Here is a 26,179-nt window from a genome sequence, read left to right as displayed (position 1 = left end):
ATATTAAGAGAATGTGAGAGTGAGTTTATATGAAAAAGGGAAATTTACTACAATGGCTTTTATTTAGTTTAGCTTTAATAATAGTAGTTGTTTTACTTGTAGATTTTAGAGAGGAAGAAAATAAAGGGGCTTTATTTCATAACTTTATTGAAGAAGAGAACAATTCTGAATTTCATGTATTAAATGAATTTAACTTTAAAGTTAATGATACAGAAGGAATTTCAGGTGAGTTAGTTAAGAATGATGAGAAATTATATTTACAAAAAAGAAATAATGATTATGAGATTATAGAAAAGTATAAAATTATATTTGAAGAGGGAACGGCTAAAAAAGTTAAATGTAATGACTTAAAGGATGAAACAATAAAAGAGGAAATAAATGAAGAAGAATATACCTATGGCTATAAATATGAGGACTTAGGAAATGGAAAAGGAAAGTTCTTCGATAGTGATTATAATAAAGATTTTCATGTTAATTTGGACAAGTTTAATAAAGATGAAATGGCTCAAAAAACTTACGGAGAATATGAGTATAGTGATATTATTGAAAATAAACTTCTGTTTTTTATAAGGAGAGATCCTGGAAAAATAAAGTTGTTTTCAGATGATGATAGTAGATATAAAGAAATAAGATGGTATGATTTTGAAAAAGAAATTTGGGATAATGTTAAAATATCAAAAAATCAGCATATTTCAAGTATTATAGGAATAGTTGATAATAAAATTTATTTGACAGGAACTAAAGAGTGGGGAAGTCAGTTTCCAAGCAAAATTTATAGTGTTGATTTAGAAAAAAAGAAGGTAAATGAAGAGAGAGGGCTACAGCATATTGGAGATAGTTATTATGATATATGTAGTTTAGACAAAGAAAATATTTTGGTTGAAATTGGCACATCAGAAGGAGGGAAAATAAGGGTTATAAATTTAAGAGAAAAAATTTTTTCTGATTTATTTCAACATGAATATTCTCAAGAGGTATGGCTAAATGAGATATTATCTCCAAGTAAAGATAAAATTTTTCATCATTTAAAGTATGATGGAATGGGAGAAATAAAAGTTATTGATATAAAGGAAGGAAAACCTAATGGTGCAATAAAGGTTTATGAGTATGAATCAAGTTCAGCCAGTAGTTGTGAAAGATATAAACCGCAAGTCATTTGGAGTAAAGATGGTAGGTATTTAATCATAGCTGAATATAAAACAGAAAAAAATGAAATATTTAATTTTAAAATTTTAGAATTTAATCAATAATTACATGCATATAATTTTAAAAAAAGGACAATATAATATTGTAACGTGGAGGAGATAACATTAGACTTAATTCATAATAAGTTCTTACTTCAATTGAATTTTAGTTGAATTTATTTAGATTCACCTCATTCCATAACTAATTTATGATAATGAGCATTGCTAAATAAAGATGTCTGCCGAAAGTTACATTTAAAAATCTTAGTGTATGGCAAGGTAAGGATTAATTTTCTTACGGAAGTGGCGTAACTAAGATTTTAGAATAAGGAAGTCTTAATCAGAAGAGATGTTTACTTTTACTGAGATAAGATGGATATATTCTAATGTATGGAAGCTCTTTGATGGTTTTAAAAAGATTAATCTTAGAGTTTTCATCTTAAATAAAGGTATTAGGTAGTTTAATTAATATGAGTTTGTTTAAATTATTTGGTGCTTTTATTTAATAGGGAAGGAGTAAGTTGTTTGTTTAGCATCTTACTCCTTTTTAATTTTATTTAAGTACTCTTAAAGCTAGTGTTGATTTTTAGAGATAAAAATTCAATGTTAAATATATTTAAAAGAAATAAATTTTAGAATTATGATATATAATATATTTAAGAAATACAAATGAGTAGGTGAAATAGTATGGCAGTAGATAAAAATAGGGTAAACAAAGATTTAAAATTTATATGTGAGAATATTAAAAAGCTAGAAATACTAAATAGATTAGAGGAAGATGCATTTTTAAAGGATTTTAAAAACATTGATAGTACAAAATATTTATTAAGAAGTTCTGTTGAGGCAATGGTGGATCTATCAAATTACATCGTTGTTTCAAATGGATGGGCTATGCCAGAGCATATTGAGAAAACTTTTAAAGTACTTAGTGAAAAAAATATAACAAAAGAATGTGATTTTGAAGATTATATGGAGTTAATAAACTTAAAAGATAAACTTACATTTATGTATGCTTCTATAGAAGATGAGTTTATTTTTAATGAGTTAAAGAAATCAATTATAAAGTTAAAAAAGATAAAAAACTCTTTAGAGAATTTAAAGTAATGCTCTGTTTTAGGTTAAGGTTGATTTTTAGCTAGATATGAAGAATTAAAAATCTACATTAGTTTAAAACATAACCTAAAATATAGGAAAATAACTTAGTAATAAGTAATTTATCTTTTTTACTAAGTTATTTTTATGTTTAATCTTTTCTAAGAAGTTCAGAAGTTTTTATATATGGATTTTTATATCTATTTTTCTTTTGAGTTTTATTTCCTATGTTTATGCATTTGTGAGGGCAATTATTTATGCATCCCATACAATCGCAACAGTTCCCTTCCCATTTAGGTTTTTCATTTATAATTTCTATATTTTTATTTGGACAAATTTTAGCGCAAATTCCACAGCCTGTACATAATTCGTTAGTATTAAAGTTTTTATCTTTATTTTTAAATTTATCTTTCCAAAGATTATAGAAAAGTAAATTTATCTTTGCATGTTTTTCTTTTAAATCTTTAGTTTCTCTATTAATTATAGAAAGCATGAAATTTTCTACTTTAAGATTATTTGAATCAATTACCTTCTTAGCATCTTCTTCTACTTTGGGATTTCTCCCCATTCTAATATAATTTGAATTAAGTAAGAATTTTTCACCATTAGATAGAGAAAGACCTTTAGGTGATAATAAAGTATTAATCATGGTAAAAGTTATACCTTTTCCGCCACCGGTACATTCAGCTGCAAAAATATAAACATCCTTATTTAATTTTAATTTAGAGATAAAATCGCTTACCATAGGAGGCAGTCCTCCAGCATAAATTGGATATACAAAACCTATTGTTTCTGCTTCATAAGAAAAATCTTTTTTATAAAAAGCATCAACTATTGAAATGATTTCGACATCTTTTAAATGAGTAGCAATTTGTTTAGCTGTATAAAGTGAATTCCCTGAAGTTGAGAAATAAAAGATTAAATTTTTTTTCATAAATATCCATCCTTATTTAAAAATAATTCATTATATTCATTTTATTCTTTAAAATACATAATTTCTATATAAATCCAAAATATAATTAATATAAAGCGAAATCAAAAGTTGACAATTTCGATGGGAATTAATATAATTTAAACTATATTAAAACGGAAAGAGGTTAAGCTAATGAAGAAAAAATTAATGTTATTATTTCTAACAATAAGTATTTTAATGACTGTATTAGTTGGGTGTAGCAATACTAACAATACTAGTAATAACATTCAAAAAAATAGTACTAATAAAGAAAAAATAACAGTAGCAACTTCAGGAACATATTATCCATTTACTTTTCTAGAGGGTGGAGAACTTAAGGGATTTGAAGTTGATGTATGGAATGAAATAGGAAAGAAATTAGGATATGATGTTGAGTTTAAAACAGCTTCTTTCAGCGGATTATTTGGAATGTTAGAGAGTGGAAAAGTTGATACAATAGCGAACCAAATAAGTGTAACACCAGAAAGAGAAGAAAAGTATTATTTCTCAGAACCATATGTATATAGTGGAGCTCAAATAATAGTTAAAAAAGGTAATGATTCAATTAAGTCTTTTGATGATTTAAATGGTAAAAAGGTTGGAGTAGACCTTGGAAGTAACTATGAGCAAATAGTTAAGGATAAAGACAAAAATGGAGATATTAAAGTAATAACTTATCAAAATACCGATGCGGCTTTTAATGAACTTTTACTTGGAAGAATAGATGCCGTAGTAATAGATAGGGTATCAGCTATAGCTGCTATAAAGGAAAAAGATTTAAACTTACAGTTAGCTGGAGAACCAATAGATAAGATCGAGAATGCTTACCCATTTGTTAAGAATGAAAAAGGTAAGGATTTATCAGCAAATGTTAATAAAGCTTTAGATGAGATGAGAAAAGATGGAACGCTTAAAGCTATCTCTGAAAAGTGGTTAGGAATGAATGTTACTGTTCCTAATAATCAAGAAAATAATAATCAAGTGATAAATAATAAAAATAATAATAGCATAGGTTTTGATTTTATGTATTCATTAGATTTAGTGCCTATGTTATTAAAAGCGGTTAATGTAACAATATCTTTATCAGTTTTTGGTATGATATTAGGATTAGTTGTTGGAATAGCTCTTGCAATGATAAGAATTTATAAAATTCCTGTACTAAAGCAAATAGCTGAGATTTACATATCATTCTTTAGAGGAACTCCTCTTTTAGTACAATTATTCCTACTTTATTTTGGTATACCACAGGTAATTCCTGCACTTCAAAATATGAGTGCATATACTGCAGCATTAATAGGATTAGGACTTAATGCATCTGCATATATAGCAGAGATATTAAGATCATCAATAGATGCTATAGATAAAGGACAGATGGAAGCATGTCTTTCATTAGGTATGACAAGAGCTCAAGCTTTAAGAAGAATTGTTTTACCACAAGCCTTTAGAATAGCTGTACCACCTTTAGGAAATATCTTTGTAGATACAGTAAAAGGTTCTTCTTTAGCATTTACTCTAGGGGTTGTAGAACTTTTAGCTAAGGCTCAAATGGAAGCTGCGGCTAGTTACAAGTTCTTTGAAAGTTACGTAGTTGTAGCGATTATGTACTGGATAATCATAGGCTTCTTTAACTATCTACAAAAGATTTTAGAAAAGAAACTTTCAGTTTATTAGTAAAGGGGGAGAGAAGTCATGATAAAGGTTAAAAATATTAAAAAAAGCTATAGTAACCTAGAAGTATTAAAGGATATTAATATGGAGGTTAAAAAAGGCGAAGTAGTTGTTATAATTGGACCGTCTGGTTCTGGTAAATCAACATTTTTAAGATGCTTAAACTACTTAGAGACACCAGATAAAGGAGAAATCCAAGTTGGAGATGTTAAAATTAATGCTGAAAAAGTTACTAAAAAAGAAATAAATACTTTAAGAAAACAATCAGCAATGGTATTTCAACATTACAATCTATTTAATAATAAGACAGTATTACAAAATGTTACGGAAGCATTAATTGTAGTAGATAAAATGGATAAGAAGAAAGCTGAGGAAGTTGCTTTACAGAACTTAAAGAAAGTAGGAATGGTTGATAAAAAAGACAATTATCCAAGTACTTTATCTGGAGGGCAAAAACAGAGGGTTAGTATAGCAAGAGCTATGGCTATAAATCCTAATGTTACTCTTTTTGATGAACCTACATCAGCTTTAGATCCAGAATTAGTAGCAGAAGTTTTAGCTGTTATAAAAGACTTAGCTAAAGAACATAAAACAATGATAATAGTAACTCATGAAATGAGTTTTGCTAGAGATGTAGCAGATAGGGTTATATTTATGGATGGAGGAGTTGTTGTTGAAGAAGGAACTCCTGAGGAAATATTTAAAAATCCTAAGAATGAAAGAACAAAACAGTTTCTTGAAAGATTTATAGTTAATTAAATAGAGACTAATCAAAAATAAAAACTATAATGGCTTAGAGCAAAGTTTCTATGCCACTATAGTTTTTTTACTTTGTTTTAAACTAGTATTGATTTTTAGATAGAACTGTAAGCTAGATATGAAGAACTAGCTAAAAATTAACATTTACTTCAAAAGCTTTTTATTTTATTTCTGTAAATAATTCAAAGGCCTTCTTTTTAGCTTCTTCTAATATTTCATTACCTTCTACTGTAATACTATAATATTTTCTTATCTTACCATCAATTAGTCTATCTTTTCTCAGTAGTAGACCATCACGTTCCATATTGTGAAGTATTGGATAAAGAGTTCCTGGGCTCATAGAATATCCATGTTCACGAAGTTCTTCAATCATCTTTGAGCCGAAAAAGGGTTCAACTTTTGCATGATGTAAAATATGAATATGTATAAAACCTAAAAATAGCTTTCTTAAAACTTTTTCTTGCATGGGGTCATCTCCTATAATACAATATATATAAATGCGATATCGAAAATCGATTGTTATTAATGTTTTCTATTATATTATACTATTTATTTTTTAAAAATCAAAAATAAATATGCTGTATTAATCTTAAATTTTAATGGATTAGGGGGAATTAAGGTGATTAGCTTAGAGAAGGTAAGATATAAGGGAATATTATCGGTAGATTACTTAAATATTGAAGAAAAGAAGATAACTTTTATTGTTGGGGAAAGTGGAAGTGGAAAGAGTACATTGCTAAAGTTAATTAATAATATGATAAGTGCCAATAATGGAGATATATTTTATAAGGGAAAAAATATAAATAAAATAAATCCTATAGATCTTAGAAAAAAAGTAGTAATGGTGCCTCAAAATATAATTATTTTTGATGGAACTATTAGAGAAAATTTATTAAAAGGACTTGAACTTAGAAAAGAAACTTTAGTAGATGATGAGATTTTAAAGAATATATTAAAGGTAGTTTGTTTAGAAAAGAGTTTAGATGAAAAAGCTCAAAAGTTATCTGGTGGAGAAAAACAAAGATTAATATTAGGAAGAGCATTAGCTTTACAGTGTGATGTATTAATGCTTGATGAACCAACAGCATCATTAGATGAAAAAAACTCAGAGATGGTTTTTAGGAATATAATTAGTTTTGCAAAGGAAAGAGAACTTTCATTAATAATAATTACTCATGATTTAAGGTTAGCTAATATTTATTCTGAAAGAACAATAGAAGTTATAAAGGGAAAAGTTTTAGGGGAGTAAGGGAGAATACTATGGATAGTGGCTATGTAAATTTAAGTTTGCTTCAAATAATAAGTGCTTATGTATTTATATTAATATTACTTTTAATAGTTAAGGTTAAAAAGATAAATAGAGAAAAAGAAATTCTTATAAGTTCAATCAGAATGACTTTGCAACTTATAGCAATGGGATATATATTAACATATTTATTTGAAAACATAAATCCAATATATACAGTTATTGCAATATTACTCATGGAATGCTTTGCTATAAATAATATAATAAAAAAATGTAAGATTAAAGATAAGAGATTAAAAAAAATAATTTCATACTCAATAATTATAGGAACTTTAAGTAGTTTAAGTTATTTTATTTTAGTTGTTATAAAGTTACCAACTTGGTATGATCCAAGCTATGTAATACCTTTAGCTGGTATGTTAATTGGTAATTCTATGACAGGAATATCTTTAGGGATAACAACTTTAATAAATGGTATGGAATCAGAGCGTGAAAATATAGAGACATTATTGATGCTAGGGATAACAACTAAAGAGGCATGTAGAGGATTAGTTAATAAGTCATTTGATGCAGCTATTTTACCTACAATAAATTCAATGATAGGTATGGGAATAGTTTTCTTGCCTGGAATGATGACAGGACAAATTTTAGCTGGAATAAATCCTATAACAGCTATCATGTATCAAATAGCCGTAATGCTTGGTATTGTAGGAAGTGTATCTCTAAGCGTAATAATATTAGTTCAACAAGGTTATAAAACATTCTTCAATGAAAAACATCAATTAATTTAAGTTCTGTTTTAGGTGAATTTAAATTTAGGCTATTTCCTCAAAAAAATAATCGCTCATTAAGATGGCCTTATAGTTATATCTAAAAATTCATATTAGTTAAAAAACATATATTCACTTTAAAATAACAAAAAAGAGTGCAGTAGCACTCTTTTTATTATTGTTTTTTATTCATTATAGCATTTCTGATTTTTTTGAATTGTGGGAAAGCTTTTTTATAAAGTGTATATATTCCGTTATCAACAACAATATCAAACTCTCCTATGAATTCTACGAAATTTCCATTAAATCCTTTTTTGAATTTATAAAGTCCATATAGTGGGTTTTCAGGATTTAAATCACCAGAAACACCTCTAAAGTCATATACATCACAACCTAAATCTATAGAGTCACAAATCATTGACCATTGCATAGCAAAGTTAGGCATTGTATCTCTTAAGATATTTTCTGAAGCACCGTAAAGATACCATGCTTTATTTCCATAGTATAGGTATATTGAACCTGAAAGATATATTTCTTGTCCTTTGAAAGGTTCTATATCAGCAATTTTCTTTTGGAATCCTTCTATTTGTCTTTCAGCTTCTTTAAGTCTCTTATCTTGGTCATTTAATTTCTTTTCAACTCTAGACTTCTTATCTTCATCAGTCTCAGCATCGAATTTAACTTTAAGCTCTTCTATTTTCTTAAGAGCTTTAACTTTAGCATCTTCTTGTTTTTTTAATTTTTCTGATAATCTACTAAAGTCATTTTCGTAGCTGTACTTAACCATATATAATCTACAATGTGGGTATAAGTAATCTATCATGTCTTTAAAATATTCTCTATGTCTTACTAAGAAGTTATCTCTTTTACCAGTTGTAACCATTATTTCGTGGAATCTATCTAAGACATCTTCGTTTAAAGTTTCTTTGTCATAAACTTCAACTGATAAACCTCTTTCTTCAGCAACCTTTATATTATATCTAGTTTTACTAGAGAACTTTTTGAATACAGCCTTTTTAATGTCCATCTTATCCCCTTCAGTTGGAAGTGGAAGTCTAAATACAAAGTTAGGTTGTATAGCTTCAAAGTTTTTACTATCAGTATTTTTGTAACCTAAGCTCTTTAAGAAGTTCTTTATTTCAGCACCTTCTGTAAGTTCTTTTTCATTTTCGTTTAAGTGTATATCTGGATCTATTGTTATAAAGCTTATATTATTCTTTTTAGCAAAATCTCTTAGATATTCAGTAAATTCTATTAATAATTTTTTATTATTATAATCACATGTAAAACTTCTTGGAATGTATCCCATATATTTATTTATGTATGGAGCTTTTCTTAAAAGAATAGTAGCAGTTATAACTACGTTATTATCATTATCATACCCAGCTACGAATTTTGATTTCCAATCTTTCTTTAATTCAGCCCAATAAGATGTTTGAAATATGTGACCTTTTCTATTAGATTCATTAAATTTATCAATTTCTGATGAATTTATCTCTACAAATTTATACAATTTAGTTTCCTCCTTAAACTTCATCAGTTCTAAACATATATATGAAGACATAATAAGTATATTGTAATATGAAATAATTTTCTGTTCAAGTACAACATTGTTATTATATAGGAATATTACGGCTTTGTGTAAAATTTATAAAAAAATAAAAGCCAACATAGGTTGGCTTTTATTTATGCTTGAGAACTCTTTGTCTCTAAGCTTTCTAAAAGATTTTTATTTAAAAACATTACTAAATAAGATACTATGCTTGCCATAAAGACTACTGTTGTTCCAGGATTAATTTCAAATAGCATAAGTGCAAATAAAAATACTACTATATTTCCTATAGAAATAATTGGTTTAGTAAAAGTTAATATTACACTAGCTCTTAAAATTTCCATTGGACTCATAGAAAATCTCGAAATTAATACAAACATATAAGTTGTAGCTAATAAAGTTAGTACAATTAAAACTATAAATACACAACTAAGAATTAAATTATAATAAACTGTTGAGAATATTCTTAAGTTAAAGCTGAAAAGGAATATTAAAATTAATTCTCCACACCACATTAAAGTAGATTGCTTCCAGTTGTATTTTAGTCCCTTAATAAAGTCACTAAACAAGTCTAAATCTTTGTATTTTACAAGTTTTCTCATGCAATAAAGTAAAGCTGTAAAGCTCGCTCCAAAAGGAATTAAAGAAATTAAAAACAGTGGTAAGTAAGTTGTTACATTTCTAATTCCTACAAATAGGAAGAACAAGATTACAGGTATATTCAATATAGAAAAAAATATATTTAGCATAAAAAACCAAAAGATATAATTAAAAAAAGTAAGTAGTTTTTCAAGATTAAAAAATTCACTCATTTTTATCACTCCATAAAATAATGTAATGGTTTTACTATTTTCTAATTATAGTTTAAGATAAGTAATATATAAAAACAATTAAATATGCATTAATTTTAAAGGAAACCATAAAAAATACATGAAAACAATAAAATGTCATAATTTGATAAGCTTTTCAGATAGATGGGAATGTGATTTAATAAAAATTGACTAAGATAATATAGGGGAAAAGGGGATTTAAATGAGATTTAGCAAATCAAATCTTTACAGAAGGTTATTTGTAACGTACACAATAGTGATATTATCTGTAGTAAGCATTTTATATTTATATTTCTTAACTAAGACTTCAGAAGAGGTTAAGAGAAATACTCTTTATATAAATGAGAAAATACTGCAAGATGTAAATGAAACTTTAGAATATAATAACAGCACATCTAAAACAATAATGAATATGCTTTATGAAGATGAATTTAGATTAAATGATGTTATTAATTATTTAAATACGGATTTAGTTGACTATATAAAAGGAAAATTAGATTATTATAGTGCAAGTGATAAACTTTATTATAATGGTATAGAAAATTTTGTTAAGAGTTCATTTCAACTAAATAATTTTTTAAAGAATATATCTTTTGTTAGTTATTCAAGAAATGAGATATCAATTTTCAATAGAAAAGGTGAAATAAAGACTTATCCTTTTAATTCAAATAAGTTATTAAATAATGGTGAGCTTGAAAACACAATTTATAAAAAAGATGAGATTAACATAAGTAATGAGATAAGAGATTCAGCATCTTTAAAATCAGAGGGAATGCTTATAACCACTTATGATATAAGTTCAATTGGAAATATAATAAAGAAATATAGAGATACTGATTCAGAGGTTCTTATATTAAATAAAAATGGTATGGTTTTATATGATTCCGAAAATAAATATGATTATGAATATTATCCATACTTTGATAGATTAAAAATAGGAAATCAAGAAGTAACTCTAGAAGAAAATTATTATGTTGACATGTTACCTGATAATAATGGATTAATATCTGTAGTTAGAATAAAAACAAGTGATGCAACTAAAATTCCTTTAGTATTTAAGATATCGGCTTTTTTAGTTAGTCTTTTCTTATTCATAATTGCAGAGTGTGTTCTTTACCTAAAATTTAAAAATTTAAGTAAAAGAATGGATGAACTTATTTTAGCTATGGAAAAAGTTGAAAATGGAGAGATAGACACACATATTCCTTTAGGACATGAAAATGATGAGATAACTTTTATTGCTGATAACTTTAATAAAATGTGTCAAAGGTTAAATGATCATATAAGAAAAAGCTATTTAGCAGAACTTCATCAAAGAGAAGCTGAGATTGTAGCACTTCAAAATCAAATTAATCCGCATTTCCTTTACAACACATTAGAGTCTATAAGGATGAAAGCTATTTGTAATGGAGATAAGGAAGTTGGAAAAATGCTATATAGCTTAGCCTTTTTGTTTAGGAATCAAGTTAAAGGTAAGCTCATAGTTTCAATTGATCAAGAAATAAAATATTGTAATAAGTATTTAGAGTTATTTAAATTTAGATATGATGAAAAATTTAAATTTAGTATAGAGTGTGAAGAAGATTTATATGATAAGGGGATTGTTAAGTTCACTCTTCAACCTTTAATCGAAAACTATTTTGTTCATGGTATAAGATTAGAGAGAGATGATAATGAACTTAGAATATATATTTATAAACATTTAGATGACATAGTTGTCGAGGTTATAGACAATGGTAGGGGGATTCCTAAAGAAAAATTAGATGATATAAATAGGAGAATTAGAGAATGTGATCATTCTAGTAAATCGATAGGGATGCTAAATGTTCATGAAAGGATTAAAATTAAATATGGGGAGCCTTATGGGTTAACTGTTACTAGTGAAGAGAATAAGGGAACTAATATGATTTTAAGGTTCCCACTTAGAGAGGTGGAATAGTAATATGTACAAGGTTATGCTAGCTGATGATGAGAATTTAATTTTACAAGGACTAGAGAATATTATTGAGTGGGAAGAACTTGGCTTAGAGATTGTAAATAAGGCAAGTAATGGACAAGAAGCCATAGATAAGTTTAATGAAAATCCAGTTGATATAGTTGTAACTGATATAAATATGCCACAGGTTACAGGATTAGAACTATTAAAAGAATTAAAGAAAATTAATTCAGATGTAAAATTTATAATATTAAGTGGATATGACGATTTTTCTTATGCTAAAAAAGCAATAGAATTAGGGGTTGAAAATTATATATTAAAACCTATAGATGAAGAAGAATTAGAGAAAACTCTAAGAAATACTATAAATAAAATAAACCAAGAAAAAGAAGAAAATAAATCAAGCTTAAGTAAGCATAATTTACTTATTAAACTTATTAAAGGTAAATTAGATCAAGGAGAAATAGAGGAAAATAAAGAAAGTTTTTATATTGATTTAGATTCCAAGATGTATTCGTTATGTATTATAAACACTAGAAGTAGATATGATAGTGAAGAAGTGTTACATAATATAGTTGATGTAATAAAAGAAAATACTCAAAATAATTTCGAAATAATATATACATTAGACGAGGAGCTTATTTTAATAAATTCTTGGGATAAGTCTTTAAATAAAGAGGCAATAAAGAAATATTATAATACCTTAAAAGAACGAATTATAAATGAGTATGGTATAGATGTATTTTTAAGTATAGGAGAGCCAGTAGAGAGTCTTTATAAAATTAGTGAAAGCTATAAAGAAGCAAATAATCTAAAAAAATATGTTCTTACTTTAGGATACAACAAATGTATAACAATAGAGGATGTTAAGGATATTAATGAGCAAAATATTAACTTTAGTGGAGTTTTAGATAAGCTAAATAAAAGAATAATTGCTAAAGATATAGATGAAGCAGAAAAGATAATTGAAGAAACTGTTGAGGATAAAAATCTAACTCCAAGAAATATCTATGACTTAGCAGTAAAAATATTATTCTTATTAGACAAGGTTGTTGAAGAGTTTAAAGTTGAAAAACAATATTCAGGAAATAGCTTAGGAGAAGAAATTATTGCACTTTGTAGTGAGGATACAAGAGAAGATATAAAAACTTTATTATGCAGTGAGGTTAGAGAAGTTATAGAACTTATGCATCCAACTACTATAAAATATAGTCCTGTAATTCAACAAATAATAAGTTATGTAAATGAAAACTATTATGAAGAGGTTAGCCTTAAAACTCTAGCACAAAAATATCATATAAATACATCTTATTTAGGTCAAATATTCACTAAGGAAGTAGGATGTTCATTTTCTGAGTATTTAAATAGAACAAAGAATATGAAAGCTAAGGAACTTATATTAAATACAAATATGAAAATAAATGATATAGCTAAGAAGGTTGGATATTTAGATACTAGTTATTTCTATAGAAAGTTTAAAAAGTATTATGGAGTTTGTCCATCAACATTAAGAAATATAAAAAATTATTAATGCAATACTAGCTACTCATTAAGATGGTCTTAGAGTTCTATCTAAGAATCAACAATAATTAAAAGTAGAGTAAGATATAGGGTTGTATTCAAATATATAAATTTGAGTACAGCCTTTTTTATATAAACTTTGTTAAAAAAATAATATTTTTAATTAAAATTAAGTAAATAATAAGAAAATCAACTGCAATAAGTAATTAAGATTCATATTTAAGTTTAGAAAATATGTGATAAAAATCACATTTTACAAGGTTTTTGAATGATAAAATTTAAACAATTGAAGTGGTTTTAGGAAAAATATTATATTAAAATTAAACTTATAAAAGTAAGGTAGGTGTTTTTTAAAGATGTATAAATTAGGAATAATAACTAGTAGCGATAAGGGATATTCTGGTGAAAGAAAAGATGAGAGTGGCTTAGTAATAGCTCATATTGCAAAAGAAAAAGGATTTGAAGTAGAAAAATACATAGTGCTTCCAGATGAAAGAGAGATGCTTAGAGATGAGATGATTCATATGGCAGATGAATTAAAGGTTGATCTTATACTTACAACTGGAGGAACTGGATTTAGTAAAAGAGATATTACTCCGGAGGCTACTAAAGATGTAATAGAAAAAGAAGCCTTAGGAATTCCAGAGGCAATAAGAAGTTATAGTATGACAATAACTAAAAGAGCTATGCTTTCTAGGGCAACTGCTGGTATAAGAAAAGACACTCTTATAGTTAATATGCCAGGAAGTCCAAAAGCCTGTAGAGAAGTTATGGATTATATTTTAGATGATTTAAAACATGGAATAGATATTCTGAGAGGAGATGCAAGTGAATGTGCAAGAAAATGAGCCTAGCAATAATAATGGTAATAGGAGTGTTATCATTATTATTTGTAGGATGTACGAAGAATAATGGTGATAAAACCTTAACTGTAAGTATTGCAGCAAGTCTTCAAAAACCTATGGAGAAAATAGGAGCAGATTTTGAAAAAGAATATGGAGTAAAGGTTCAATATAATGTTGGTGGATCAGGAACATTGAAAAAACAAATTGATGATGGAGCAGATGTAGATTTATTCTTCTCGGCTAATACTAAATATGCACAAGATCTTATAGATTCAGGTTTAGTAAATAAAAATGAATCTTATAAAATTTTAAGGAATGAACTAGTTTTAATTGAAAATAATGATTATAACCAGAAAATAAATTCATTAGAAAATCTTAAAACTGCAGAAGGTAAAATTGCTATGGGTGATGTATCCACAGTTCCAGCAGGTCAATATGCTAAAGAGAGCTTAGAGAAATTAGGGATTTTTAAGGATATTGAAAGTAAGTTGGTTTTTGCTAGAAGCGTAACAAGTGTTAAAACATATGTGGAAAATGGAGAAGCTAATCTTGGATTTGTTTATAAAACTGATGCTTTAGACTTAAAAAATAGTAAAATAATTTATGAAGTACCAAATGATTATCATAAACCTATAGAATATGAGTTATGCTTACTAAAAAATAGTAAAAATAGTGAAGAGGCAAAGAAATTTATTAATTACTTAGAAAATAGTAAAAGTAAAGAGGTATTTAGTGAGTATGGTTTTGAGGTGAACTAGAGAATGATATTAGAAGCTTTCTTAATATCTTTAAAGGTTGTTTTTGTATCTGTATTGTTAAGTTGTATTTTAGGGATATTGCTTGGCTATTTAATGATAGAGAAGAATTTTAAATTTAGAAATATAGTTGAAACAATAATAATATTTCCTATGTTTCTCCCTCCTTCTGCTGTTGGATATTTGATTCTTTTGATTTTAGGCAAGAAGGGAATAATTGGTGAGTTTCTATATAATAATTTTGACATGAGCATTATATTCACATGGATAGGAGCAGTTGTTGTTGGAATAGTTGTTTCAATACCAATTATGTATCAGAGTTTAAAAACTTCATTGATTGGTGTTAATGAGGATGTAAAAAATGCTGCAAGAGAAATGGGTGCAACGGACTTTAAATTATACAGACTTATAAGTTTACCTCTTTCTAAAAAAGGATTGTATACAGGGATTGTACTTAGTATAGCAAGAGTTTTTGGAGAATTTGGAGCAACTATTTTGGTTGCTGGAAATATTCAAGGAAAGACTCAAACAATTCCTATGGCTATGTATTATGCCATTGAAAATGGTGATTCAGGATTAGCAAACAAGATATTAATACTTATAGTAGTGATCTCAGTAGTTTTAACTTTTTTTTATAATAAAATAATCAAGAGAATAAAATAGAAATTTTTACGGAAATATTTATTGGATAGGAGAGTATAAGTATGGATAATAAACTAACTCATTTTGATAATAAAGGAAATGCAGTTATGGTAGATGTAAGTAATAAAAATGAAACAGAGAGGGTTGCCATTGCAACAGGAACTGTAAAAGCATCTAGTGAGACCATAGAGTTAATAAAATTAGGCCAGATAGGAAAAGGCGATGTTTTAGGCGTTGCTAGGGTCGCAGGCATAATGGCAATGAAAAATACTAGCAATTTAATACCTATGTGTCATCCAATGATGATTACAGGATCTGGTATTGAATTTGAAATTGATTCAGAAAAAAATGAAATCATAATAACTGCCACTACAAAGGTAGTTCATAAGACAGGAGTTGAAATGGAAGCTCTTACTGGAGTGTCTATTGCTGCACTTACAATTTATGATATGTGTAAAGCTGTGGACAAAAGAATGGTTATAGGAAATATACATTTAGTTAAAAAACTAGGTGGAAAAAGTGGAGAATTTAATTTTTAAAGAAATAATATGAAAAAAAATTAGAGCTAGGGAGTATTCTTTAGCTCTTTTTTATTCCATAAAAAAGTATATAAATTATATATTATTTGGATTTTCTATGGATATAATGCTATTTACTTGTTGGTAATTGAAATTTATACAGTAAAACTAAATATTTTCAACTTTTCCCAAATTGTATATGGTGTTAATATTTTAAATGTAAGAAACGTTTACAACAAAAGGGGGAAGAAGTGTGAAGAGTAAAGCTAAAAAGCTTCCAAAAGAGAAGCTTACAATGAAAGATAGAATGAAACGTTTTAAAAACAATAAAGAACTTTTACTACTTACTATACCGGGAGCAATATGGTTCTTAGCATTTGCTTACTTACCAATGTTTGGAGTAGTTGTAGCATTTAAGAGATGGAGAATTCATGGTGGCTTCTTTGAGAGTTTAATGAAGAGTGAGTGGGTTGGATTTGACAACTTTAAATTCTTATTCCAAAGTAGTGATGCTTGGTTAATAACTAAGAATACAGTTTTATACAATCTTGTATTTATAATTTTAGGAATAGTACTTCCAGTAACATTAGCAATTTTATTAAATGAGTTATTAAATAAAAAACTAGCTAAGTTCTATCAAAGTAGTATGTTCTTACCTTATTTCTTATCATGGGTTGTTGTAAGTTATTGCTTATATGCATTCTTAAGCCCTGATAAAGGATATGTTAACAGTATTATAACATCAATGGGTGGCAGTGGTATTTCATGGTACACAGAACCTAAATATTGGCCATTTATTATAATCTTTATGAGTCAATGGAAAGCAGTTGGATACGGAACAGTTGTTTACTTAGCTTCAATATGTGGTATAGATAAGAGTTACTATGAAGCAGCAATGATAGATGGAGCAAGCAAGTTCCAACAAATAAAATATATAACAGTTCCATTATTAAAGCCAGTAATGATCATAATGTTCATAACTTCAATCGGTGGTATGTTCAGAGGGGACTTAGGTCTATTCTATCAATTACCGAAAGATTCAGGTGCTTTATATCCAGTAACAAACGTAATCGATACTTATGTATATAGAGGTCTTATGAACTTAGGAGATATCGGTATGAGTTCTGCAGCAAGTTTATATCAATCATTTGTAGGATTAATACTTATCGTAACTTCTAACGCTATAGTAAGAAAAGTAGATGAAGAAAACGCATTCTTCTAAAAAAAGGTGGTGTAATGTGTGTTAGAAACTATTAAACAAAAAAGACTTAAGAAAAAAGCGGAACCGAAAGAAGAGGTAAGCAAGTTTAATGCTGTCTCAAAAAAGAGTAACTTTTTATTAAATGTTTTATTCGCAATATTAGCTTTCTTAGCAATAATGCCATTCGTATTCGTTATAGCTATCTCATTAACTAGTGAGCAATCATTACAGTTAAATGGATATAAATTTATACCAGAAGAATGGAGCTTAGAAGCTTACAAATATATTTTCTCATCAGGTAGCCAAATTATGACATCATATGGGGTTACAATTATAGTTACAATAGTTGGTACTTTAATTGGATTAAGTATAATGTCAATGTATGGATATGCTTTATCAAGAAAGAGTTTTGCTTACAGAAAATTCTTTACTAAAGTAATTTTTGTACCAATGTTATTCTCAGGTGGTATGGTTGCTTCATACCTAGTAGTTACAAGATTCTTGAACTTGAAGAATACAATATGGGCACTTATACTCCCAATGTGTGTAAGTTCATTCCATATAATCATATTAAGAACATTCTTTAAAACATCAGTACCAGACGCTATCATAGAATCAGCTAAGATAGATGGAGCATCAGAGTGGAGATTATTCTTAAGAATAGTATTACCAATCTCTCTTCCTGGTATAGCTACAATAGGATTATTCTTAACTTTAGGATACTGGAATGATTGGTTCAATGCTATGTTATACATCGATGAACCAAACTTAATACCATTACAGTACTTATTAATAAGATTAGAAAACTCAATGGAGTTCTTAGCAAACAATGCAACTTCACTTGGTGCAAATGCTATAGAGGCTACTAAGAACATGCCAAAAGATACTGCTAAGATGGCAATAGTTGTTATTTCAACTTTACCAATCATTTTCGCTTATCCATTCTTCCAAAGATACTTTGTAAATGGATTAACAATTGGGGCAGTTAAAGAGTAATTAAATAAAGATAATTAAGTTTAAAAAAGCACCTATAAATCAACTCTGTTTTATAGGTGCTTTTATTAGGATTTAAGATAATTTACATAATTTATAGATAAGGAGAAAGATTATGAGATTTATATCAGAAAGAATAAGAAAAACTTATGAAGAAATAGGAAGATATGTTTATTCTAATACTTTGAACATAGACGATTATAAATTTATAGCAGGAAAATACAATAATATAGATGAAATAAAAAATGCACCTGAAGATGGATGGGTAGATTTTAAAACAGGAGATCTTTGGGGAGAAGAAAGTCATGGATGGTTCAAAACTTCTGTCAAAGTTCCAGAAGAGTTTGCAGGACAAACTATTGCTTTAAGTTTCCATACTTTTTTAGGTGATTGGGATAATACAACAAATCCACAATTTATTCTTTATGTAAATGGAGAACATATTCAGGGGTTAGATGTAAATCACCAAGAGACAATATTAACTCATAATGCTGTAGCAGGAGAAGTTTATGACATAGACTTACATGCTCATATAGGAAGAATTGAAGGTAAAAAATCAACTTTACATGGTAAGTTAGTAACAATAGATGAAGAAGCTAGAAAATTATACTTTAACCTAAGTGTTCCTCATATAGTAGCAACTAAGTTACATGAAGAAGATAAAAGAAGAATAGATATGCTAACTGTGTTAAATGACACAATAAACTTAATTGATTTAAGAAGACCTTTTACTAAAGAGTATAATGAAAGCTTAAAAGTTGCTAATAAATATATAGAAGAAAATTTCTATGATAAAATGTGTGGACATGAAGATATGGTAGCGACTTGTGTTGGACATACTCATATAGATGTAGCTTGGCTTTGGACCGTAGCTCAAACAAGAGAAAAGGTAGCAAGAAGTTTCTCAACAGTGTTAAAGCTTATGGAAGAATATCCAGAGTATATATTTATGTCTTCTCAACCTCAACTTTATAAATTCTTAAAGGAAGATCATCCAAAGGTTTATGAGAAGGTTAAGGAAAAAGTAAGAGAAGGTGTTTGGGAACCAGAAGGAGCTATGTGGCTTGAGGCTGATTGTAATGTAACTTCAGGTGAATCATTAATAAGACAAATATTACATGGAAAAAGATTCTTTAAAGAAGAGTTTAATGTAGATAATGAAATACTTTGGCTTCCAGATGTTTTTGGATACTCAGCAGCTCTTCCTCAGATATTGAAGAAATCAGATGTTAACTACTTTATGACAACTAAGATTTCATGGAACCAAATTAATAAAATGCCTTATGACACATTTATGTGGAAAGGAATAGATGGAACAGAAATATTAACTCACTTTATAACAACAACTTATCCAGATCAAGATCCATTTAAAGAAACAATGACAACATACTGTGGAAATATTCATCCAGGTTCAATAATGGGTGCTTGGAATAGATACCAACAAAAAAATATAAATAATGATGTTTTAGTTGCTTTTGGATTTGGAGATGGTGGCGGTGGAGCTACTTATGAGATGCTTGAAAATGGAAAGAGACTTGCTAAAGGAATACCAGGAGCACCTAAGGTTAAAATAGGTAAAGCTAAGGATTACTTCAATAAGTTAGAGGATACTGTTAAGGATAATAATAAGCTTCCAAAATGGGTTGGAGAATTATATCTTGAGTACCATAGAGGAACTTATACTTCAATGGGAAGAAATAAGAGAGATAATAGAGTTTGTGAAAATTTATATACTTCAGCAGAAAAGTTTAACTCAATGGCTATGCTTTTAGGAAAAAATTATCCTTTAGCTGATTTAAATGCTGCATGGGAAACAATACTTTTAAATCAATTCCATGATATTTTACCAGGTTCATCAATCAAAGAAGTCTATGATGTAACTAAGGAAGAGTATAAGGATTTAATTGAAAAAGGAAATGATTTTGTAAGTTTAGCAGTAGATAATATAACATCAGAAATAACCTTAAAAGAGAGAAGTGTTGTTGTATTTAACTCTTTAGGATTTGAAAGAGATGACATAGCTACTTTTGAGGTTCCAGAAGATATAGAAAATCCTGCTGTATTAGATGGAGAAGAAGAAATTATTTGTCAAAGAGTAGATGATGGTAAAAAGGCAATATTCTTTGCTAAAGGAATACCTGCAAATGGATATAAGAGCTTTGCTATAGTTGAAGCTAGCAATAATGAAGAAGTAGAGAATATTTCTTTAAGTGAAAAAGAAGCTGAAAATGAATTCTTAAGAATCAAATTTAATGGAGCTGGAAATATAGTTTCATTATTTGATAAGAGAGCAGGAAGAGAAGTTCTGAAAGAAGGAGCTTTAGGTAACCAAATTCAAGCTTTCGAAGATAAACCTATGGAATATAGCAACTGGGATATAGATGTTTATTATAAAGAAAAAATGTGGAATGTTGACGACGTTCAAAGCATTGAGGTTGTTGAAGAAGGACCAGTAAGAAGTACATTAAGAATTGAAAGAAAATTCTTAGAGTCTACTATAATTCAAAACATCTATATTTATAAGGATTTAGATAGAATAGACTTTAACTCATATGTTGATTGGAAGGAGCATGAGGTCTTATTAAAAACTTCATTCCCAATAGATTTAAATGCTACTGAAGCAACTTATGAAATTCAATATGGTAATGTTAAGAGACCTACTCATAGTAATACATCATGGGATGAAGCTAGATTTGAAGTTTGTGGTCAAAAATGGGCTGATCTTTCAGAAGGGGATTTTGGAGTATCATTATTAAACAACTGTAAGTATGGTCATGATATACAAGATGGTGATATGAGACTTACTCTTCTTAAATCAGGAACACATCCATGGACTGAAACAGACCAAGAAGAACATTTCTTCACATATTCTATCTATCCTCATATGGGTACATGGAAAGATGCTGATACAGTTCAAAAAGCTTATGAACTTAATCAACCTTTATATACTAAAGTTTGTGAGAAGAATGATGGAGAGTTAGAGACTTCTCTAGGCTTAGTTAAGGTTGATAAAGATAATATTATGATTGAGGTTATTAAGAAAGCTGAAGATACAGATCATTTAATTGTAAGAATGTATGAATTTTATAATAGTAGAACTAAGGCAAACTTAGAATTCTCAAGAGAAATACAAGAAGCTTTTGAATGTAACTTAATGGAAAGAAATTTAGAAGAGGCTAATATTGATGGAAATAAAATAAACTTCACTATAAATCCATTTGAAATAAAAACATTTAAAGTAAAATTAAAATAATAATATATAAAAAAGTCCAAATTTTTAATTTGGACTTTTTTTCTTTCTATATTTTAACCTTATAATTTGCAGCTTAAGTATATTTCAAATATAGCAAATATTATGAAGTAGATACCTATTATATAAGGTGTTGCTATTAAGAATGAAATAGGTTCAAATAATATTAGTAATCCTAAGATTATTAATAATACACAGTAAAGTGTGGATATGTTGAAACCAAATGTTTTGTAAGTAAATTCACCAATAAACATAAATATACCATTCACTAATGCCCATGCACCATAGAATATAATTAATACATCAATGCTCTCCATTGGTATGAAGCATAATGTTAAACCAAATAATATTGCTACTATACCTGTAAATATATATAAGCCTTTTCTTGAAGATTTGAAGGCTCTTATTATTCTAAATATTCCTGATCCTATTATTAATATACCAGCTATGATTGTGAAATATAGTAGTGAATACATAGGTTTAATAAAGAATAATACTCCTACTATTGCCATTAAAATTCCTTCTAATATACAGAAGGATTTACTTTCTCTTTCCATAGAAATCACTCCTTTATAATTAATTTAATATTTGTAAGAAATATTTGAATTATTACTATAATAGAATAATACCATTTGTTTAAAGAATGTTCACATTTTAATTTTTATCAGATGTTATTAAATAGGCTGATAAATTTGACATATTATAATAGATAGGTAAAAAAAAATAAAAATATTTTTGTTTAATCTTTATTTCTAAATCAAAGCGTTAAATATTCCATAGAAGACAATAAAATCCATAAAGGTGTAAAAAATATACATAGAGAATGTCAAATAAATATAAAAAAACTCCACTATGAAAATGTTTAAATGGACTATATAATAAACTTGTAAACGATGTTAAGGGATTTGAAAAACAAAGGTTTGAGAGGGAGGAAAACGAAATGTTAAAATTTAAGAAACTAATTGCTTTGACTGCATGTGCAATGCTTACTACTTCAGTAGCATTAACTGGGTGTGGAGCTGATAAAACAGCTAGCGCTGGTGAAGGGGAAACTGTAAATCTTACTTGGTACACAATAGGACAAACACCAAAAGATTTAGAGATGGTTCAAGAAAAAGCTAACGAGTATTTAAAGGACAAGATCAATGTTACAATTGATATGAAATTTATTGATTACGGTGATTACACTCAAAAAATGGGAGTTATAATAAATTCAGGTGAACCATATGATTTAGCATTTACTTGCTCATGGGCTAACCCATACTTAGAAAATGCTAGAAAAGGTGCTTTCTTAGAACTTGATGATTTAATAGATTCAAAAGGTAAGGAAATGAAAGAGACTATAGATGAAAGATTCTGGGCAGGAGCTAAGATTGATGGTAAAACATATGCAGTTCCAAACCAAAAGGAAATCGGAGTTGCACCTATGTGGGTATTCACTAAGGAGTATGTTGATAAATATAACATACCATACCAAGATATCCATAGCTTAGAAGATTTAGAGCCATGGTTAAAAGTAATAAAAGAAAATGAGCCAAACGTTACACCTTTATATATAACTAAAGGATTCTCAGCACCAGCTTACTTCGATCAATTAGTTGATCCAGTAGGAGTTGAGTATGGAGACGAAAGCTTAAAGATTCAAAATATGTTTGAAACAGATAAAATGAAGAGTGAATTAGAAACTTTACAAAAGTACTATGAAGCTGGATATATAAATCTTGACTCAGCTACAGCTAAGGATGATAAGGCAGTTAAGAGATTTGTAACTAAAGCTGATGGACAACCTTATGCTGATGGATTATGGTCAAAAGACTTAGGATATGAAGTAGTTTCATCACCAATAATGGATACTCATATCACAAACGGTTCAACTACAGGTTCAATGATAGCTATTTCTAAGACTTCAGAGCATCCAGAAAAAGCTATGGAATTCTTAAACTTATTAAATACTGATGTATATTTAAGAAACTTACTTAACTATGGTATAGAAGGAACTCACTATGAAAAAACTGGTGATACTCAAATAAAATTAACTGATAAAGCTAAAGATTACTCAGTTGGATACTATACTTTAGGTAACTTATTCATAACTTATACTTTAGATAATGAGCCAGTTGATAAATGGAAAGAATTCGAAGCATTCAACGACGCTTCAGTAGAATCACCTGCTTTAGGATTCAAGTTTAACACTGAAAAAGTAAGTAGCCAAATTGCAGCTATAAACAACGTTCTTGAAGAGTTCAAGGCAACTGTATACAGTGGATCAGTTAATGAAGCTGAATACATAGATAAGATGAACAAGAAGTTAAAAGAAGTTGGAATAGATGAAGTTATTTCAGAAATGCAAAGTCAAATAGATGCATGGAAAGCTGAAAACGGAAAATAATATAACTTGTAAATAAGTGTAAACTCTATGCTTCGCATAGAGTTTACTTTTATCAAAACAGTAACAAAAAAACATATAAATAAAAAACTGAAAGTATTCTTACATAATCTAATGGAGAGATTATAGAACGATATATATAGACAGGGAGGGTGTTTTTATGAAAAAATATGTTGTCATCGATATAGGTGGTTCAAGCATAAAGCATGCTTTAATGACTGAAAATGGAGATGTTTTAGAAAAGGGTAGTATAAAAACAGAAGGAAATGACATAAATTTATTCATAGAATCAATTGGAAAAGTTGTTGACTCATATAAAGAAAATAACGAGATTTATGGCCTTGCATGTAGTTCGCCAGGAGCTGTAGATGTTAAAACTGGTTTTATAGGTGGAGGAAGTGCAGTACCTTGCATACATGGACCAAATATAAAAGATCTTTTAGAGAAAAGATGTGATTTAAAAGTTTCTATAGAAAATGATGCTAACTGTGCTGGATTAGCCGAAGGATGGATTGGCGCAGCTAAGGATGTTGAAAACTATGCATGTGTTGTAGTTGGTACAGGTATAGGAGGATGCATTGTTATAAATGGAGGAATTCTTAGAGGAAAGCACCTTCATGGAGGAGAATTTGGATATATGTTCACTAGAGATAGTGAGGGATTAACAGATAGAATCTGGAGTGAGGTTGCATCTACAAATGCTTTAGTTACAAGAGTTTCAAAACTTAAAGGAATAGAGAAGTCAGAACTTGATGGAAAGAAAGTTTTTGAAATGGCTGAAAATGGAGATGAAGCAGTTAAGAATGAGATAGAATCATGGTACATGGATCTTGCAAGAGGAATGTACAACATTCAGTATATAGTTGACCCAGAGAAAATAGTAGTTGGGGGAGCTATAAGTGCTAGAGAAGGATTTGATGAGAAAATAAATGAAAAACTTGCTTTATTAAAGAGCGATATAGCAACATTAGATATAAGGGTTGAAAAATGTAAGTTTGAAAATGACTCGAATTTAATAGGTGCGCTATATCATTTCCTTTATGTTAGTAAATAAGATTTAAAATTAGAATATAGGCTTTGCTAAAATTGAAAACTTGATTCAAACAAGCTATTAAGTGATTTAATATTACTTAATGAACTTATACTTTTTATAAAAAGTTAATTTGGGTTAAGTTTTTTTAGCAAAGCCATTTTTATTATTTAAAATAGATTAAAGGGAGAAAAGGGTTATGAAAGTTCTTCAATTTTCGGAGCTTTGCAATGATAAGAATAATATACATGTAGCAGATTTAATATTAGTTAGAAATGAATCTACAACTTTACATAGTCATGATTTTTATGAGCTTTTTGTGATTTTAAAGGGGAATTTTAGACATAGTTATAATGGAGAAATTGAAATTTTGAAAGAGGGACAATTTAAAATAATAAATCCAGAGGATGAACATTATTTTATTGGGAATGGAGAAAAAAATATTTTAAGAAATATAGCGATTCGCTCAGAGTACTATTATTCTCTCAAAAATAATAATTTGGTTGATATGGAAAAGAAAAACTCTATATATTCTTTAAATGATTTTGTGGTTAATAGTTTTAATTATAAAAGTAAAATGTTAATTGATGTGGAAGAGAGTAAAAAAAGATACATAATGGAAAGTTTATTTAGTGATCTTATTATAAATGCTTTTTTAGATGTATCTTCAGATAGTAAAATACCAATTTGGTTAAAAAAATCATATGAAGAAATGAAGCAAAAAGAAAATTTTTTAGAAGGAATAAAGAAGTTTGTTGCTTTAAGTGGAAAAACACAAGAACATTTAACTAGGGAGTTAAGAAAATATTATAATGTAAGTCCATCAGAATATATAAATTCATTAAGATTAGAGAAGGCTACTAACCTTTTAATTCAAAGTGAATTACCTATTATAGATATAATTCTAAATTGCGGATTTAATAATATTGGATATTTTAATAGAAGTTTTAAAAAATATTATGGAATTACTCCTAGAGAATATAGAAAACTTAATAAAAAATTGTTTTGAATAGTTTAATCGTTTTTAGAATTTATCTTAGTTTACTATA

General features: G+C 27.9%; 23 protein-coding genes. 18 read left to right on the top strand and 5 right to left on the bottom strand.

The window, feature by feature from the left end; genetic code table 11:
* The first annotated feature begins 29 nt into the window (after positions 1-29).
* The gene (locus OIF33_RS04940) at positions 30-1,250 is read left to right on the top strand and encodes a hypothetical protein (protein WP_322503110.1); all 1,221 of its coding nucleotides are present in this window, start codon (positions 30-32) and stop codon (positions 1,248-1,250) included.
* A 621-nt stretch (positions 1,251-1,871) separates the two neighbouring features.
* On the top strand, positions 1,872-2,288 hold the full coding sequence (locus tag OIF33_RS04935) for a DUF86 domain-containing protein (protein WP_322503109.1): 417 nt from the start codon (positions 1,872-1,874) through the stop codon (positions 2,286-2,288).
* Between the two features lie 139 nt (positions 2,289-2,427).
* Here the strand turns inward: OIF33_RS04935 and OIF33_RS04930 are convergent, their stop codons facing one another.
* Positions 2,428-3,210 carry an EFR1 family ferrodoxin gene (locus OIF33_RS04930; RefSeq protein ID WP_322503108.1) on the bottom strand — a complete coding sequence of 261 codons (783 nt, stop codon included), beginning with the start codon at positions 3,208-3,210 and terminating at the stop codon, positions 2,428-2,430.
* A 171-nt stretch (positions 3,211-3,381) separates the two neighbouring features.
* On the opposite strand from OIF33_RS04930, the gene OIF33_RS04925 reads away from it, so the two are divergent.
* Both OIF33_RS04925 and OIF33_RS04920 read left to right on the top strand, forming a co-directional pair.
* Positions 3,382-4,899: an ABC transporter permease subunit gene (locus tag OIF33_RS04925; protein WP_322503107.1), complete on the top strand. Its 1,518-nt coding sequence runs from the start codon at positions 3,382-3,384 to the stop codon at positions 4,897-4,899.
* A gap of 18 nt (positions 4,900-4,917) precedes the next feature.
* Positions 4,918-5,655, top strand: a complete 738-nt coding sequence (locus OIF33_RS04920; RefSeq protein WP_322503106.1) for an amino acid ABC transporter ATP-binding protein — start codon at positions 4,918-4,920, stop codon at positions 5,653-5,655.
* 160 nt (positions 5,656-5,815) lie between these two features.
* Here the strand turns inward: OIF33_RS04920 and OIF33_RS04915 are convergent, their stop codons facing one another.
* Complete coding sequence (locus tag OIF33_RS04915; protein ID WP_322503105.1) at positions 5,816-6,121, bottom strand: PadR family transcriptional regulator; 306 nt, start codon at positions 6,119-6,121, stop codon at positions 5,816-5,818.
* Positions 6,122-6,274: 153 nt separating this feature from the next.
* Here OIF33_RS04915 and OIF33_RS04910 point away from each other — a divergent pair, with 153 nt between their 5' ends.
* Together OIF33_RS04910 and OIF33_RS04905 are read left to right on the top strand one after the other, a co-directional pair.
* Entirely contained in the window at positions 6,275-6,904 is a 630-nt protein-coding gene (locus OIF33_RS04910; RefSeq protein WP_322503104.1) for an ABC transporter ATP-binding protein, read from the top strand.
* Positions 6,905-6,915: 11 nt separating this feature from the next.
* Positions 6,916-7,692, top strand: a complete 777-nt coding sequence (locus OIF33_RS04905) for an ABC transporter permease (protein ID WP_322503103.1) — start codon at positions 6,916-6,918, stop codon at positions 7,690-7,692.
* A 154-nt stretch (positions 7,693-7,846) separates the two neighbouring features.
* Here the strand turns inward: OIF33_RS04905 and OIF33_RS04900 are convergent, their stop codons facing one another.
* The gene (locus OIF33_RS04900) at positions 7,847-9,184 is read right to left on the bottom strand and encodes a lipid II:glycine glycyltransferase FemX (RefSeq protein WP_322503102.1); all 1,338 of its coding nucleotides are present in this window, start codon (positions 9,182-9,184) and stop codon (positions 7,847-7,849) included.
* A gap of 173 nt (positions 9,185-9,357) precedes the next feature.
* The gene (locus OIF33_RS04895; RefSeq protein ID WP_322503101.1) at positions 9,358-10,035 is read right to left on the bottom strand and encodes a DUF624 domain-containing protein; all 678 of its coding nucleotides are present in this window, start codon (positions 10,033-10,035) and stop codon (positions 9,358-9,360) included.
* A 220-nt stretch (positions 10,036-10,255) separates the two neighbouring features.
* On the opposite strand from OIF33_RS04895, the gene OIF33_RS04890 reads away from it, so the two are divergent.
* The 9 genes from OIF33_RS04890 (at position 10,256) to OIF33_RS04850 (ending at position 21,717) form a co-directional block, all read left to right on the top strand.
* Entirely contained in the window at positions 10,256-11,992 is a 1,737-nt protein-coding gene (locus OIF33_RS04890; protein WP_322503100.1) for a sensor histidine kinase, read from the top strand.
* A gap of 4 nt (positions 11,993-11,996) precedes the next feature.
* Positions 11,997-13,520 (top strand): response regulator transcription factor, encoded by a 1,524-nt coding sequence (locus OIF33_RS04885; RefSeq protein ID WP_322503099.1) that lies wholly within the window; start codon positions 11,997-11,999, stop codon positions 13,518-13,520.
* Between the two features lie 346 nt (positions 13,521-13,866).
* Positions 13,867-14,358 carry a MogA/MoaB family molybdenum cofactor biosynthesis protein gene (locus OIF33_RS04880; protein ID WP_322503098.1) on the top strand — a complete coding sequence of 164 codons (492 nt, stop codon included), beginning with the start codon at positions 13,867-13,869 and terminating at the stop codon, positions 14,356-14,358.
* On the top strand, positions 14,343-15,113 hold the full coding sequence (modA, locus tag OIF33_RS04875) for a molybdate ABC transporter substrate-binding protein (RefSeq protein WP_322503097.1): 771 nt from the start codon (positions 14,343-14,345) through the stop codon (positions 15,111-15,113). Before OIF33_RS04880 ends, modA begins: the two co-directional genes overlap by 16 nt.
* Before the next feature lie 3 nt (positions 15,114-15,116).
* Positions 15,117-15,773 (top strand): molybdate ABC transporter permease subunit, encoded by a 657-nt coding sequence (gene modB, locus OIF33_RS04870; protein ID WP_322503096.1) that lies wholly within the window; start codon positions 15,117-15,119, stop codon positions 15,771-15,773.
* Between the two features lie 41 nt (positions 15,774-15,814).
* On the top strand, positions 15,815-16,291 hold the full coding sequence (moaC, locus tag OIF33_RS04865; RefSeq protein WP_322503095.1) for a cyclic pyranopterin monophosphate synthase MoaC: 477 nt from the start codon (positions 15,815-15,817) through the stop codon (positions 16,289-16,291).
* Positions 16,292-16,523: 232 nt separating this feature from the next.
* Positions 16,524-17,492, top strand: coding sequence for an ABC transporter permease (locus OIF33_RS04860; RefSeq protein ID WP_322503094.1), 969 nt, complete (start codon positions 16,524-16,526; stop codon positions 17,490-17,492).
* An 18-nt stretch (positions 17,493-17,510) separates the two neighbouring features.
* Positions 17,511-18,467 (top strand): carbohydrate ABC transporter permease, encoded by a 957-nt coding sequence (locus OIF33_RS04855; protein WP_322503093.1) that lies wholly within the window; start codon positions 17,511-17,513, stop codon positions 18,465-18,467.
* Positions 18,468-18,579: 112 nt separating this feature from the next.
* Positions 18,580-21,717: an alpha-mannosidase gene (locus tag OIF33_RS04850; RefSeq protein WP_322503092.1), complete on the top strand. Its 3,138-nt coding sequence runs from the start codon at positions 18,580-18,582 to the stop codon at positions 21,715-21,717.
* 59 nt (positions 21,718-21,776) lie between these two features.
* Here OIF33_RS04850 and OIF33_RS04845 read toward each other — a convergent pair whose 3' ends face one another.
* Entirely contained in the window at positions 21,777-22,271 is a 495-nt protein-coding gene (locus OIF33_RS04845; RefSeq protein ID WP_322503091.1) for an HdeD family acid-resistance protein, read from the bottom strand.
* Between the two features lie 383 nt (positions 22,272-22,654).
* Here OIF33_RS04845 and OIF33_RS04840 point away from each other — a divergent pair, with 383 nt between their 5' ends.
* The 3 genes from OIF33_RS04840 (at position 22,655) to OIF33_RS04830 (ending at position 26,139) form a co-directional block, all read left to right on the top strand.
* Positions 22,655-24,103, top strand: a complete 1,449-nt coding sequence (locus OIF33_RS04840; protein WP_322503090.1) for an ABC transporter substrate-binding protein — start codon at positions 22,655-22,657, stop codon at positions 24,101-24,103.
* 157 nt (positions 24,104-24,260) lie between these two features.
* Positions 24,261-25,154 (top strand): ROK family protein, encoded by an 894-nt coding sequence (locus tag OIF33_RS04835; RefSeq protein WP_322503089.1) that lies wholly within the window; start codon positions 24,261-24,263, stop codon positions 25,152-25,154.
* Between the two features lie 175 nt (positions 25,155-25,329).
* Positions 25,330-26,139 (top strand): AraC family transcriptional regulator, encoded by an 810-nt coding sequence (locus OIF33_RS04830; protein WP_322503088.1) that lies wholly within the window; start codon positions 25,330-25,332, stop codon positions 26,137-26,139.
* Positions 26,140-26,179: the final 40 nt, after the last annotated feature.

Source organism: Clostridium sp. LIBA-8841 (genome assembly GCF_034439435.1).
Lineage (GTDB): Bacteria > Bacillota > Clostridia > Clostridiales > Clostridiaceae > Sarcina.
This window is presented reverse-complemented; position numbering and strand designations above follow the sequence as displayed.